Below are 14563 nucleotides of genomic sequence, written 5' to 3' on the forward strand. Positions count from 1 at the left end.
CTGAAGGAGTTGAGCGTGATGGGCACACTTCAGGAGAAAGTGAGGCGTTTTCAAAAGAAAACCATTACGGAGTTAAGAGATAGGCAAAATGCTGATGGATCATGGGCATTTTGCTTTGAAGGACCAATCATGACAAATTCCTTTTTTATTTTGCTCCTTACCTCACTAGATGAAGACGAAAATGAAAAAGAACTAATATCAGCCCTTGCAGCCGGCATTCATGCAAAACAGCAGCCCGACGGCACATTTATCAACTATCCCGATGAAACGCGCGGAAATCTAACGGCTACCGTCCAAGGATATGTCGGGATGCTGGCTTCAGGATGTTTTCACAGATCTGAGCCGCATATGAAGAAAGCTGAACAATTTATCATCTCACATGGCGGTTTGAGACATGTTCACTTCATGACAAAATGGATGCTTGCCGCGAACGGGCTTTATCCTTGGCCTGCTTTGTATTTACCATTATCACTCATGGCGCTCCCCCCAACATTGCCGATTCATTTCTATCAGTTCAGCTCATATGCCCGTATTCATTTTGCTCCTATGGCTGTAACACTCAATCAGCGATTTGTCCTTATTAACCGCAAAATTTCATCTCTTCACCATCTCGATCCGCACATGACAAAAAATCCTTTCACTTGGCTTCGGTCTGATGCTTTCGAAGAAAGAGATCTCACGTCTATTTTTTCACATTGGAAACGCGTTTTTCATGCACCATTTGCTTTTCAGCAGCTGGGCCTACAGACAGCTAAAACGTATATGCTGGACCGGATTGAAAAAGATGGAACATTATACAGCTATGCGAGCGCAACCATATTTATGGTTTACAGCCTTCTGTCACTTGGTGTGTCACGCTATTCTCCTGTTATCAGGAGGGCGATTACCGGCATTAAATCACTGGTGACTAAATGCAACGGGATTCCTTATCTGGAAAACTCTACTTCAACTGTTTGGGATACAGCTTTAATAAGCTATGCCCTTCAAAAAAATGGTGTGACCGAAACGGATGGCTCTGTTACAAAAGCAGCCGACTTTTTGCTAGAACGCCAGCATACCAAAATAGCAGATTGGTCTGTCAAAAATCCAAATTCAGTTCCTGGCGGCTGGGGGTTTTCAAACATTAATACAAATAACCCTGACTGTGACGACACTGCAGCCGTTTTAAAAGCGATTCCCCGCAATCATTCTCCTGCAGCATGGGAGCGAGGGGTATCTTGGCTTTTATCGATGCAAAACAATGACGGCGGATTTTCTGCTTTCGAAAAAAACGTGAACCACCCACTGATCCGCCTTCTGCCGCTTGAATCCGCCGAGGACGCTGCAGTTGACCCTTCAACCGCCGACCTCACCGGACGTGTACTGCACTTTTTAGGCGAGAAAGTTGGCTTCACAGAAAAACATCAACATATTCAACGCGCTGTGAAGTGGCTTTTCGAACATCAGGAACAAAATGGGTCTTGGTACGGCAGATGGGGTGTTTGCTACATTTACGGCACTTGGGCTGCTCTTACTGGTATGCATGCATGCGGGGTTGACCGAAAGCATCCCGGTATACAAAAGGCTCTGCGTTGGCTCAAATCCATACAAAATGATGACGGAAGCTGGGGAGAATCCTGCAAAAGCGCCGAAATCAAAACATATGTACCGCTTCATAGAGGAACCATTGTACAAACGGCCTGGGCTTTAGACGCTTTGCTCACATATGAAAATTCCGAACATCCGTCTGTTGTGAAAGGCATGCAATACCTTACCGACAGCAGTTCGCATAGCGCCGATAGCCTCGCGTATCCAGCAGGGATCGGATTGCCGAAGCAATTTTATATTCGCTATCACAGTTATCCATATGTATTTTCTTTGCTGGCTGTCGGGAAATATTTAGATTCTATTGAAAAGGAGACAGCAAATGAAACGTGAATCTTATCAAACGGAGATGTTCAATTGGTGTGAAGCCCTGAAAGATCAGATTCAAAAGCGAGGACAGCTTGACCAGTTTGAAGATCAAATCGACAAGATGATTGAGGCTCTGGAAGATGACCAAACAACAGAAGAAGATTGGTATAAACAGGCCGCTGCCCTTTACCGGGATATTACAGAATCAGATGATACAAGTGAAAGACGCGCATATGTCCCTATAGGGAAACACGTGCTGCCAAAGCTTCCTTACAAATACTCCGCCTTAGAACCTTATATTTCACGCGATATTATGGTCCTTCATCATACAAAACATCATCAAAGCTATGTCGATGGCCTGAACAAAGCAGAATCAGAGCTTAAAAAAGCGAGAGCAACAAAGAATTATGACTTAATCACTCATTGGGAAAGAGAGCTTGCGTTCCATGGAGCAGGCCATTATTTGCACAGTATTTTTTGGTTTTCTATGCATCCAAACGGAAAACGGCGTCCTACAGGGGCATTATTCCAAATGATAGACCTTTCATTTGGAAGCTATTCCGCTTTTAAAGAACATTTTACCCAGGCCGCTAAAAAAGTGGAAGGCGTCGGCTGGGCCATTCTGGTCTGGGCACCTCGATCAGGACGGCTGGAGATTTTAACGGCAGAAAAACACCAGCTCTTTAGCCAATGGGATGTGATCCCCCTTTTACCGCTTGACGTATGGGAGCATGCCTACTATTTGCAATACAAAAATGACCGGGCCAGCTATGTCGATCACTGGTGGAATGTCGTGGATTGGCGCGAGGCTGAAAAACGTTTTGAGCAGGCAAAAGAAGTCGTTTGGAAGCTCTATTAAAAAAAGCCCCCTTTCCTCGGGGGCTTCGTGTATTAAAAAATGCCTATCACATGCCAAAACACGATGATGATGGCAACAGGAGATAAATATCGAATGAGCAGCAGCCAAACCGCAAACCACTTTCGTTTGAGATTGGAACCGCTTTTCAGCTCGTCAAACAAATCCTGTTTCGGTATTTTTAGCGGAACAAAAATCGAAATCAGTAACGCACCTAACGGCATTAAAATATTGCTCACAAGATAGTCAGCCGCATCAAAAATAGACAGATGAAATATAGTGACGTCACTTAAGACACCGTATGATAATGCAGACGGCACACCGACAATAAAAATAGCAATACCGCCTAACCAAGCGAATCGTTTTCTCTTATTGATATCGCCTTTCGACAGTACTGCGACCAAAATTTCCAGCATTGAAAAAGCAGATGTCAATGCAGCAAATAAAAATAGAAGTAAAAATGCTAATAAAAAGATAATTCCGAACGGCATTTGATTAAACACAGTCGGCAGAACGTTAAATAACAGAACCGGGCCTTGGTCTGGCTTGAGGCCGAATGAAAATACAGCTGGAAAAATCGCAATTCCGGCCATTACAGCAACAAGCATGTTCATAACAGTTACAGATACAGCGGACTGTACCAGATTTTCCTGTTTCTCTAAATAAGCGCTATACGTTACCATGACAGATACACCGACACTTAATAAGAAAAAGGATTGTCCCATTGCATATAAAATGGTATTGGCATCAATTGCAGTTAAATCAGGCATGAGGAAAAATTTGATTCCTTCCATCGCGCCATCAAGTGTAACCGAACGCACCATTAAAATGATGAATAATAGAAAAAGCGCCGGCATTAATACTTGGCTTGCTTTTTCAATTCCGCTGCTTACCCCTTTTGCAACAACTAAAATTGTTACCACCATAAAGAGCAGCTGGCCTCCTACAGCCAAATAAGGATTTGAAATGGTACTTGCAAATATCGTATCAAAACCAGATGTTTGCGATAAACCGCCAGTGAAGCCTTTTATAATATAAATTAAAATCCATCCGCCTACGACACTGTAGAAAGATAGAAGAATAAAGCACGTCACCATGCCTAAATAACCGATCCAATGCCACTTCGTTCCTGGAGCAAGTGTTTTATAGGACTGAACGGCATCTTTCTGTGTTCTTCTGCCTATGATGAATTCACCTAACAATAAAGGCAGTCCGATTAAAACCGTAAATAAAATAAAAATAAGTAAAAATGCGCCTCCTCCGCTGGTTCCGGCAACATATGGGAATTTCCATATCGCACCAAGCCCGATAGCTGATCCTGCCGCGGCTAAAATAAAGCCGAGCTTCGAAGACCATTGATTTGCTTCCTTCACCGTATCACTCCTATTTGATCTAACCATTATAAAGGTTCATTGTAAGAATATCTTCCTATATAGTCAAGAACATTTTGATTAGTTTACATCTTATATCTATATACATCTGCCAAAAACTAATATTGAATTATTCAGAAAATTATTTATAATAAGAGAATGTTATGAAATTTGTAAGAATTTCTGCTGAAGTTCTTGATAAGTGTGTTAGGAGTGTTTTTATGGACATCATTAGAAAAATAAGTCATTTCGCAGGACAAACCTTTGGCATATGGGTCATTGTTTTTGCAGTGCTGGGATTTTCTTTCCCATCTTTATTTACGTGGATCAGTTCTTATATTACGATTTTTCTTGGCATTATCATGTTTGGGATGGGCCTTACACTGCAAGCCGATGATTTCAAAGAGCTGGTCAGAAAGCCTTGGCAAGTTATTATTGGAGTAATAGCTCAGTATACGATCATGCCGCTCGTTGCTTTCGGCCTCGCATTTGGGCTTCATCTTCCAGCTGAAATCGCAGTTGGTGTTATTCTTGTCGGCTGCTGTCCCGGGGGAACTGCATCTAATGTTATGACATTCTTAGCAAAAGGAAATACTGCCCTTTCTGTTGCGGTTACGACAATTTCTACCTTATTGGCACCTGTTGTAACACCGTTGTTGATTATGCTGTTTGCCAAAGAATGGCTTCCTGTCTCGCCGGGGTCTTTGTTTATCTCAATTTTACAGGCGGTTTTATTTCCGATCATTGCAGGTCTGATTGTCAAAATGTTTTTCAGAAAACAAGTGGCAAAAGCCGTACATGCCCTTCCGCTTGTTTCTGTCATTGGCATCGTTGCGATTGTCTCAGCTGTCGTCAGCGGCAATCGGGAAAATCTGCTTCAATCGGGGTTGCTCATTTTTTCAGTTGTTATCCTGCATAACGGTATCGGTTATTTACTTGGGTTTTTTTGTGCAAAGCTTTTAAAAATGGATTACCCGTCTCAAAAAGCGATTGCAATCGAAGTCGGCATGCAAAACTCCGGGCTTGGGGCTGCACTTGCCACGGCTCATTTCTCACCGCTATCGGCCGTACCAAGCGCAATATTCAGTGTGTGGCATAACCTTTCAGGTTCTATGCTTGCAACATATTGGTCAAAAAAAGTGAAAAAGAAACAAGCTGGATCCAAAAGCAGCAATCTATCACTTTAAATATGCATCAAAAAAGGTACATCACTTTATCTCGTGATGTACCCTTTTTTATTATCCTTCTAATAAAAGCTGTTCAGGATCTTCCAGTAAATTTTTGATTGTCACGAGGAAGCCAACCGCTTCTTTACCGTCTACAATCCGGTGATCATAAGATAAAGCGAGATACATCATCGGACGGTTTTCGAAACGCTCTTCATCAATTGCTACTGGCCGCAGCTGAATCTTATGCATGCCCAGTATACCGACTTGAGGGCTGTTTAAGATCGGAGTTGACATCAGTGAACCGAAAGTCCCTCCGTTGGTAATCGTGAAGGAACCTCCCTGAAGCTCGCTAAGGGTTAATTTATTGTTTCTTGCTTTTTTCGCAAGCTCGCCGATCTCTTTTTCGATTCCTGCAAATGTCAGGCGGTCCGCATCTCGTACTACCGGTACGACAAGGCCTTCATCAGCAGCAACAGCGATACCGATATCATAGAATTTCTTAACGATCAACTCATCGCCCTGAATTTCCGCATTCAACAGCGGATATTTTTTCAATGCAGCCACGACCGCTTTCGTGAAGAAAGACATAAAGCCGAGCTTCACTTCGTTTTGCTCAAAGAATTGATCTTTGCGGCGTTTTCTGAGATTCATAACAGCCGTCATGTCCACTTCATTAAATGTAGTCAGCATCGCCGATGTTTGCTGCACCTCTACAAGGCGTTTTGCAATCGTTTGTCTGCGGCGTGACATTTTTTGCACTTCGACAGGTTTATCAAAGCTTTGCTGTGCTTTTGGAGCCTGAGGCTGCTGCTTTTGCTGAGGAGCCGGTTTTGATGCCGGTTTTTCGTACGCTTCGACATCCTGCTTGCGCACTCTTCCAAGCGGATCTCCAGTTGGAACTTGAGACAGGTCAATTCCTTTTTCTCTCGCCAGCTTACGGGCCGACGGAGAAGCAATCGTTCTTGATTTTGCTTCAGATTGTGCTTCCTCGCTCACCTCTTGTGCAGCTGGTTCAGCCTGTTTCTCTTCTTTCACGCTTTCCTTGCTTTCTGCTTTCTCTGTAGGAGCAGGGGCAGAACTTTCACCCGCGCCTTCTGAAATCGTACCGATAATTTCTCCGACCTGGACGGTATCACCCGAATCTTTCAATACCTCTTGAAGTACACCCGATTCTTCTGCTGTCAATTCAACATTCACTTTATCCGTTTCTAGTTCAAGCAGATATTCACCCTGTTCTACATAGTCACCAGGCTGCTTTAACCATTGGGCTATTGTTCCTTCTGAGATTGATTCTGCTAATTCAGGTACCTTAATTTCCGCCATTTTTTCATTTCCCCCTTAGTTTTTGCGAGTCAAGCTATCAGATACAATACGTTCCTGTTCTTTTTTATGAACTGTCGGATCTCCCTCTGCAGGGCTGGATCGTCTTCTTCGTCCAATATATTGAACGCTTACTCCCTCTGGTGCAATCTCTGTCAAATACGGGCTGATATAACCCCAAGCCCCCATGTTCTGCGGCTCTTCCTGCACCCAAACGATTTCTTTCAGGTTCGGAAGTTTTGCAAATAACTCTTTGACTCCTTTTGCCGGGAATGGATACAACTGTTCAATTCTCGCAATGTGAAGCCACTCTTTACCGTCTTCTAACTTATTAAAATGATCACTGATGTCTATAGACACTTTACCGCTGGATAATACAAGTCTGGTTACTTTTTCATAGTCATGAGAAAGTCCCGACTGTTCATAAACAGGCTGGAAGCGGCTTTCGCTGAGCTCCTGCACTTCCGACACCGTATTTGGGTTGCGAAGAAGGCTCTTCGGCGTCATAATGACGAGCGGTCTGATTTCTTCACGAAGCAGCATTTTAGCCTGTCTTCTTAAAATATGGAAATACTGTGCCGCGCTTGTCAGGTTGGCAACCGTCCAGTTGTTTTCTGCTGCAAGCTGCAGGAATCGCTCGATTCTTCCGCTTGAGTGCTCAGGCCCCTGTCCCTCGTAACCGTGCGGAAGCAGCATGACTAATCCGGATTTTTGGCCCCATTTCGCGCGTCCGGCAGAAATAAATTGGTCAAAATACACTTGAGCAGCGTTGGCAAAATCTCCGTACTGCGCTTCCCACAAAACAAGCGTTTCCGGTGAATGCACGTTATAGCCGTATTCAAAACCGAGAACCGATCCTTCAGACAGCGGGCTGTTATGAACAGCAAATGATGTGCTGCAGTCAGATAAGTGATGAAGCGGCACAAATTCTTCGCCCGTCTCACTGTCATGAAGCACAAGGTTTCTTTGGGCGAACGTTCCGCGCTCGGAATCCTGTCCTGTTAAACGAATCGGTGTTCCGTCTTTCAAAATTGAAGCAAACGCGAGTGATTCTGCCAAAGACCATTCCACTTTTCTGTCATCATCGAACGCCTTGGCGCGTCTTTCTAAAATGCGCTTTAGCTTGCCGAAAACATTAAATGACTCCGGCCAGTTGATCAATTCGCCATTCAGCTTGCGGAGCACATCAAAATCAATCGAAGTGTCCACATCTGGGAAACCGTTTGATACAGGCTCTGGAAGTTCAATTTCACAGGCAGTGTGTTCCTTTTTAGACGGAACTTTCTGATATGCATCCTCAATGCGCTTCGTTACCGATTTTTCGATGTTTTGAACAACTTCCTCGGTAAGCACGCCTTCTTTTACCAGCTTTTCAGCGAAAATTTGTTTGACGGTCGGATGCTTTCTGACAGCGTCATACAGCATTGGCTGAGTGGTTGACGGTTCATCCATTTCGTTGTGTCCATAGCGTCTGTACCCGATCAAATCAATCAGAAAATCCTTGTTGAATGTTTTTCGGTATTCGACCGCAAACTTAACAGCTGAAAGACAAGCTTCAGGATCGTCCGCATTCACGTGAACAATCGGAATTTCATAACCTTTGGCCAGGTCGCTGGCATATTTTGTCGATCTGGATTCAGCGCTTTCTGTTGTGAATCCGATCATGTTATTGGCGATAATATGAATCGCACCGCCTACTTGATACCCTTTTAAAGAACTTAAATTCAATGTTTCAGCTACAATTCCTTCCCCAGGGAATGCAGCGTCTCCATGGATTAAAATGGCCAGCGATTTTGTTTCATCTTGTACCGGGTATCCGCTTTGTGTTCGCGTTTCCTGTGCCGCTCTTGTGCTGCCTTCAACAATCGGATTGATAAATTCCAAGTGGCTCGGGTTGTTCGCTAACGTAATGCGCGCTGATTTTGTTTCAGCGTCTTGAAGCTCCCGATTCGCCCCCAAATGGTATTTGACATCCCCTGTCCATCCGTAGCTGATTCCAATTGATCCCTCAGACGGGACAAGATCTTTATTCGGCGCATGCTGGAATTCAGAGAAGATGATTTCATACGGTTTGCCGAGCACATGTGCCAAGACATTCAGGCGTCCCCTGTGCGCCATCCCGATGTTGACACTTGTCGTACCTGATTTGACAGATTGTGCAATAATGTCATCAAGCACTGGAACAAGAGCGTCCAGACCCTCAATGGAAAAGCGCTTCTGCCCGACGAATGTGCGGTGCAAAAACTGCTCGAAGCCCTCTACTTCAGTCAGTCTTTCCAGCACAGCCGACAGTTTTTCAGCTGAGTTCTTCTGGAACAGCTCGCCAGATTCAATCTTTCTTGTCAGCCACTCGCGCTCTTTGAAGTCATGCACATGGTCAAATTCAAAAGAGATGGTTCTTTTATACGTATTTCGTAAATACTGAATGGCTTCTAAACCGTTCGTAATGTTTTTAGGAGCGTCTTTGCAGATGACAGACGCAGGTATTGCTTTTATTTCCTCTTCTGTTAGCCCGTAATCGGATAATGGAAAAAGTTCGCTCTTTTTCCCATCCTTTCTGAGCGGATTGACGGAAGCGTTCAAATGGCCATAGGTTCGGATATCTTCTGCAAGTCTGACTGCGGATGCGATCTTTTGAATCAGATCGGCTGTAACACGTCCCTTTTCTTTTGTTCCCGAGGCCTCTTTTATATCGCTTGGCGGAGCACCGAGCTCGTCGAACATTTCCTTCAAATCCGGGTCAATGCTGTCCGGATCCTGGGTATATTGATCGTAAAGCTCCAGCGCATAGCCGAGGTTCGGACCGTAAAAATCTTCCCAATTCATTCGTTGTTTCATACTATTTTGAAACATTTGAATATTACCCCCAACTTAGATAATCAAGTGATTGATTCACTATCTTGAAATAACTTTCGAACGCTGTGTCCAAAATTATGTAATAAAAACGCTTCCAACGATATTTTACCACTGTTTGCAATTTGATTCTACCTTGATTGTTCACAAAATAGTAAAAAACCTTTATAAAAAACAAAAAATTTAATCATTCGAAAAAACAAACGCCAAAAAGCATAGGATTAAGGGCTACCCTATGCTTTTATGAAGCAGTTTTTTCAGCAGCGGATACAGAACATCCGGTAACTGATCAACATCCGGGACAAATATACTGAATTTTCCGTACATATCCTGGATCGTCTTCATTTGCGATTCTTCTATTTCTGAGTTGGAGAGAAAAACATTTATCACTTCTATTCCTCTTTTTCGGGCTTCGATAACCGCCTCACTTGTATCGACGATCCCATTTTGTTCGTAGCCAAATGCGGCCGGCTCTCCATCTGAGAAAACAATTAAGAACTTTTGCGCCTCGCTGCGATGCAGCATTTTTTTCGTCATCTGCCTAATTGCGTACCCGTCACGGTTATCTTCTTCTGGCTCAAGCTGCATAATGGCCGGTCCAGACTCTTGTCTTAATGATGATTGGAAGGGAATAACCGTATTGAAATAGTTTGGCTGGCTTGTTTCGGTTGCATCATTTGTGTCCTCCCAGAACCCGACAATCTGATGCGGAACCGCTACCGATTTCAACGCTTCGTGAAACAGCACGATTCCTCGTTTTGTTTCGTCCATTTTGTCGAACATGCTGGCTGAACAATCGACCAGCAATGTAAAAACTGCGTCGATTTCTGAAGATGGTTCTTGCTTTTTGTAGAACAGGCGCGGATTTCGCTCAGTGAAGTAACGAAGAAGCTTATTATTCAGTCTCCCGGCATGAAGATCTGTTCTCGGCAATGTTTTTTTATGTTCAAGCGTTTTTTGAATCATTTGTTTCAAACGCTTTTGATACGATTCAATCGTTTTTGCCTGCTGTTTATAAGAAAGCTCTTCTTCACTGGTTGCCGGCTGCGGTTCTTTATAAATTGGAAATGCATATTTATTTTCTTTGCCGTCAGCCATACCCGCTCCGTTCGGCTGGTCTTTTTGGGACTCCAGCGCTTCCAGCTTGGAATAGTCTTTCCGTTTCGTTTGTCTGGCTGATCCTTGAACAGAGCCAAGGGCCTGATCTCCATCGTCGCCTTCCCTTGAAGCATCTTTTCCTAAATCTGATTTTGCGCCGTGTTCAATATCAAATTGAAGGAAGCTTTTAGACGGTGCTTCTGTTTCCCGGTGCCATGTCGGCATTTCTTCTTCATGGATATCCTCATCACCGTCTGATTGTTTTGGAAGCGTGATGTCATCACTCAGCTTCGGCGCTTTTTTCTCTTCTTCAAATAACGGCTGTTCTGCAGCTTTTGCGTAGTCAAGCTCAGGCAAAAAGAAGTAGGTGTTCAACATGTCTTTATCGAGCACCTCTTCAAGCCCATCCATGAGGTCCTCAACAATTTTCAGAACCTGCCGTGTCGAATCTGCTTCATACACACGCAAGAGCTGCTGCTCAATAAACGGGCGCATCAAATCGATATCTTCACGCATGGACGGAAGGGTCTCAAGCGGCGATTCCGCTGTGAGCTTGACATAGATCGCGCAAAAGAGCGCATCGGTAAAAATGCTTCGTTCCAAATTTAAGGTCAGCTGAGTTGAGAAATGTTTTCTGTACATGTCTTTTCGCTTCGCAAATACATGTTTCGTACCCGGACGCTCATGTTTGATGCGTTCTTCGATTCTAATGTCTTCAAGCAGCATAAAGAGCTGCTTGGCAAAACTTTTAAACGTAAGATGGCGATGGATATCATTCAAAAAGTTCGCAAACTCATGCAGCGAGCTATATCTTGTTCCGACTGAACGCAGGTAGACGTCGCTTTTCAGACCCGCTTCCATGTCCTCAGCTGCCCTGTCTTTCCAAAAGTGGCTCATATAGATTTTCTTTTCAAATGGATTGTAATAGGACTGAACGCCATACTCCACTTCTACCGCTTCACTCTTGGTGAGTGTTTTGGCCAAATCAGTCAGCATCATAAATAAAAATGAATCAATTGTGCTGTCGTTAAATTTGATAAATTTCATCGCAGCCCCCTCATTCAAACAGAGTTTCTGCAATATTTCGGACGGCCGCTTTTTCCCGATCATCATCAAGCTTTTCTACAATTCCCCGCTCAATGGCACGACGCGGCGGAATATAAGCAGCTAAATCACATGTATCGATTAAAGCTCTGATGGATGCCGCTTCTTCAGACACCTGTCCGTTATTGGCCTGAACGATCAAGTCAGAGGAAAGCGTGATAAATCTGTCAATCAATTTCTCGTCTTTCAGGGCTGACTGAGACATGAGCACTTGTTTCAGCAGCTCGCCTTTAATATAAGGCACATCAATGATGACAAAACGGTTTTTCAATGCTTCATTCAGAGGAACAGTTCCGACATAGCCTTCATTGATGGCTGCAATGACCCCGAAACCGCTTTTAGCCCGTATGACCTCGCCTGTAAACGGATTTGTCATCATTTTTCTGTAATCTAATACACCGTTTAAAATAGGCAGTGTTTCCGGCTTCGCCATATTGATTTCATCTATATAAAGAAAATGGCCTTCCTTCATTGCCTTTGTAACAGGTCCTGAAACAAACTCGATTGTTGCCTGGCCAGATTGATTTTCAATCGTTTTATAACCGACCAATGCCTCAGCGTCCAAGTCGACTGAACAGTTGACGCTGTGCATCGGTTTATGAAAATAGCTGGACAATGTTTCTGCCAGCTTTGTTTTTCCTGAACCTGTAGGCCCTTTCAGCAGGACATTTTTCCCCATGGCTAATGCAATAATGGCGTCAAATAAAATGGCTTCATCCTCCGCCTCATAGCCTGATGTTCCTATAAGCGATTGAAACTCTGGGGAAATAGGCTGCTCTTTATATGATAAAAGCTTTTGTTGTATATCTTCCGGCAATGTTAAGTGCTGTAGTTGAGTTGTCATAGACAGATTCCCTTTCCTATTCATATTCCATTAACGAGTATACTAAAAAAGCCCCTGTATGCTCAATACAAAAGGGCCTGGATGATATTACTGCTTCTCGTTATTTCCCAAAAGGGCTCCGCAGACAATACGCGCACCGGAATTGCCGCTTGGGTTTGTCAGATAATCGTCGGCTTGTTCATGAATAATAAATGCACTTCCGTCCTCGTCGAGAATATTTAGTTTACTTCCTTTTTTCAGTGAAGTGTCAGGCGCATTCATAATGACATCTACCTTTCCATCAGCACCGACTTCAAGATTAGGCAGATCTCCGGCATGATGCCCCATCGGATTGTTGAAGCCGTGTTCTTTGTTCAGTGGATTAAAGGGACCGCCCGCTGATTCAAAATCCGGCCTGACACAAGAACCTTTCTCATAAATATGAAAACCGAGAGAAGCACCTGGACGCAGGCTGTTTGCGGAAATATGAATATCGAGGCCTTCATCATCTGATTCTTTGATCTCTATAAAACCGACTGCTTTCCCTTCACGATTGACCAACTGGACATGATGACCAAACGCTGACGTTTCAACCACTTTTTTTTCCGGCACCCGGTTAGGAGGGTCTGGAGGTTTTTTTTGTCCGCATCCGGCAACTCCCAGTGCCGTCAGCATCATCAACAGCAAGAGACGGTACATACTGTCTCCCCCTTGTTTTTTCTAACAGTGTGGTCAATCATTGTCTGGTATAAACAAAAAAGCCTATAAAAGGCTTTTTGTCATACTCATTTTTAAAAATAACTTCTTGCGCCCAAGTACCGCTGTTTCCAATACGAATTACTGAGATTGGAAATGTCGACGCCCGATGAGCTTGCATGAATAAAATCACCGCCGCCTAGATAAATCCCCATGTGAGACGGGCCGGATTTATATGTGGTAAAGAAGACAAAGTCTCCTACTGACGGCTGGCTGACTTTCTGCATGACATTCCAATATCCTGCCGTACTCAATCTTGATATAGATGATACATTATTAATGAGGTAATAAATGAAGCCGCTGCAATCAAAACCGGCAGGCGTGTTTCCGCCCCATCGGTAAGGCACTCCGACATATTTTTTCGCTTCCGTTATCATTCTGTCAATCTTCGAGCCTATTTGAATGTTTGACCCTGAGTTATCTTTTGGCTTTGTTGGCTTTGTCGGATTTGAAGGATTAGATTTTGATGCTCCCGAAATAGTCAGAACCTGCCCGATTTGCAGCACATCCGATGATAAATTGTTTTTATCACGGATGCTTTGGACAGTGACTCCGAGCCGATTTGCAATTTTCCACAGTGAATCGCCTGCTTTTACCTTGTACGTCGTTGTTTTTGAGGGATTGGAGTTTGACGGCTTTTTGGAACCGCTGTTTCCGTTCTTAGGTGAGCTACTTCCTTTTATTTTGAGCACCTGTTTAGGATAAAGTGTATCTGATGTTAAGCCATTTAAGGTTTTTAATTCGGCTACAGTCATATTTAAGCTGTTTGCGATTTTCCACAGTGAGTCACCAAGCTTGACCGTATATGTACTTTTTGAAGAACCTGAAGAATTGGAACCGCTGTTTTTCTTTGATCCATTTGATCCGCTTGAACTGCTTGTCCCTTTGATCTTAAGCTTTTGCCCCGGACGAATCAGGTCACTGCTCAGGCTGTTTAAGGTTTTAAGCTCAGAAACACTCATTTTATGATTTTTAGCAATCATCCATAGGGAATCACCATATGCAACTGTGTATGTTGATGTTTTGCTTGAGTTAGATGGGGATGTCGTGCTTTTTTTGCTGCTTTCAGGAACCTTAAGGCTTTGTCCGACATAAAGCACCGTTGATTTCAATTTGTTTTCGGATTTCAGAGCTGATATTGTCGTATCATACTGGCGGGAAAGTTTCCAAAGAGAGTCACCGCTTTTTACTTTTATCGTTTTTGCTTCCGCGGGTGCTGCGGCCATCGACGACCCAACAACTGCAGAAACAGCCAAGCCGGCTACAATCTTCTTTTTCATTCATTCAACCTCCTAAACTGTTTTTTTGCAAAAACAGCTAG

10 protein-coding genes are annotated in these 14563 nt (G+C 43.7%); 3 read left to right on the top strand and 7 right to left on the bottom strand.

Features of this window, described 5'->3' with window-relative positions:
* Positions 1 to 18: 18 nt before the first annotated feature.
* Entirely contained in the window at positions 19 to 1917 is a 1899-nt protein-coding gene (gene sqhC, locus NYE20_RS11710) for a sporulenol synthase (RefSeq protein WP_032725974.1), read from the top strand.
* Positions 1907 to 2752: a superoxide dismutase gene (locus NYE20_RS11715; protein ID WP_015251901.1), complete on the top strand. Its 846-nt coding sequence runs from the start codon at positions 1907 to 1909 to the stop codon at positions 2750 to 2752. The genes sqhC and NYE20_RS11715 overlap by 11 nt, the downstream gene beginning before the upstream one ends.
* 32 nt (positions 2753 to 2784) lie before the next feature.
* On the opposite strand, the gene NYE20_RS11720 is transcribed toward NYE20_RS11715, so the two are convergent.
* Positions 2785 to 4122 carry a sodium-dependent transporter gene (locus NYE20_RS11720; protein WP_277708735.1) on the bottom strand — a complete coding sequence of 446 codons (1338 nt, stop codon included), beginning with the start codon at positions 4120 to 4122 and terminating at the stop codon, positions 2785 to 2787.
* A 218-nt stretch (positions 4123 to 4340) separates the two neighbouring features.
* Here NYE20_RS11720 and NYE20_RS11725 point away from each other — a divergent pair, with 218 nt between their 5' ends.
* On the top strand, positions 4341 to 5306 hold the full coding sequence (locus tag NYE20_RS11725) for a bile acid:sodium symporter family protein (RefSeq protein WP_024572776.1): 966 nt from the start codon (positions 4341 to 4343) through the stop codon (positions 5304 to 5306).
* Positions 5307 to 5357: 51 nt separating this feature from the next.
* Here the strand turns inward: NYE20_RS11725 and odhB are convergent, their stop codons facing one another.
* From odhB to cwlS, 6 genes are all read right to left on the bottom strand, one after another.
* Positions 5358 to 6611: a 2-oxoglutarate dehydrogenase complex dihydrolipoyllysine-residue succinyltransferase gene (gene odhB / locus NYE20_RS11730; protein ID WP_033884553.1), complete on the bottom strand. Its 1254-nt coding sequence runs from the start codon at positions 6609 to 6611 to the stop codon at positions 5358 to 5360.
* A 15-nt stretch (positions 6612 to 6626) separates the two neighbouring features.
* Complete coding sequence (gene sucA / locus NYE20_RS11735) at positions 6627 to 9461, bottom strand: 2-oxoglutarate dehydrogenase E1 component (RefSeq protein ID WP_024572778.1); 2835 nt, start codon at positions 9459 to 9461, stop codon at positions 6627 to 6629.
* Between the two features lie 228 nt (positions 9462 to 9689).
* Positions 9690 to 11606, bottom strand: a complete 1917-nt coding sequence (locus NYE20_RS11740; RefSeq protein WP_086343943.1) for a nitric oxide reductase activation protein NorD — start codon at positions 11604 to 11606, stop codon at positions 9690 to 9692.
* A gap of 10 nt (positions 11607 to 11616) precedes the next feature.
* Entirely contained in the window at positions 11617 to 12531 is a 915-nt protein-coding gene (locus NYE20_RS11745; protein WP_010886530.1) for a MoxR family ATPase, read from the bottom strand.
* Between the two features lie 63 nt (positions 12532 to 12594).
* Positions 12595 to 13185: a superoxide dismutase family protein gene (locus tag NYE20_RS11750; protein WP_015251895.1), complete on the bottom strand. Its 591-nt coding sequence runs from the start codon at positions 13183 to 13185 to the stop codon at positions 12595 to 12597.
* Between the two features lie 92 nt (positions 13186 to 13277).
* Positions 13278 to 14522, bottom strand: a complete 1245-nt coding sequence (gene cwlS / locus NYE20_RS11755) for a D-gamma-glutamyl-meso-diaminopimelic acid endopeptidase CwlS (RefSeq protein WP_103803554.1) — start codon at positions 14520 to 14522, stop codon at positions 13278 to 13280.
* Positions 14523 to 14563: the final 41 nt, after the last annotated feature.

The sequence above is a fragment of the Bacillus sp. FSL R5-0416 genome, from assembly GCF_037975425.1.
Lineage (GTDB): Bacteria > Bacillota > Bacilli > Bacillales > Bacillaceae > Bacillus > Bacillus subtilis.

Bases quoted from the DNA above. Each gene is read 5' to 3' on its own strand.
- NYE20_RS11745 (WP_010886530.1), bottom strand. From the start codon at position 12,531: ATGAATAGGAAAGGGAATCTGTCTATGACAACTCAACTACAGCACTTA.
- NYE20_RS11725 (WP_024572776.1), top strand. From the start codon at position 4,341: ATGGACATCATTAGAAAAATAAGTCATTTCGCAGGACAAACCTTTGGC.
- NYE20_RS11715 (WP_015251901.1), top strand. From the start codon at position 1,907: ATGAAACGTGAATCTTATCAAACGGAGATGTTCAATTGGTGTGAAGCC.
- odhB (WP_033884553.1), bottom strand. From the start codon at position 6,611: ATGGCGGAAATTAAGGTACCTGAATTAGCAGAATCAATCTCAGAAGGA.
- NYE20_RS11750 (WP_015251895.1), bottom strand. From the start codon at position 13,185: ATGTACCGTCTCTTGCTGTTGATGATGCTGACGGCACTGGGAGTTGCC.
- sqhC (WP_032725974.1), top strand. From the start codon at position 19: ATGGGCACACTTCAGGAGAAAGTGAGGCGTTTTCAAAAGAAAACCATT.
- sucA (WP_024572778.1), bottom strand. From the start codon at position 9,461: ATGTTTCAAAATAGTATGAAACAACGAATGAATTGGGAAGATTTTTAC.
- NYE20_RS11740 (WP_086343943.1), bottom strand. From the start codon at position 11,606: ATGAAATTTATCAAATTTAACGACAGCACAATTGATTCATTTTTATTT.
- cwlS (WP_103803554.1), bottom strand. From the start codon at position 14,522: ATGAAAAAGAAGATTGTAGCCGGCTTGGCTGTTTCTGCAGTTGTTGGG.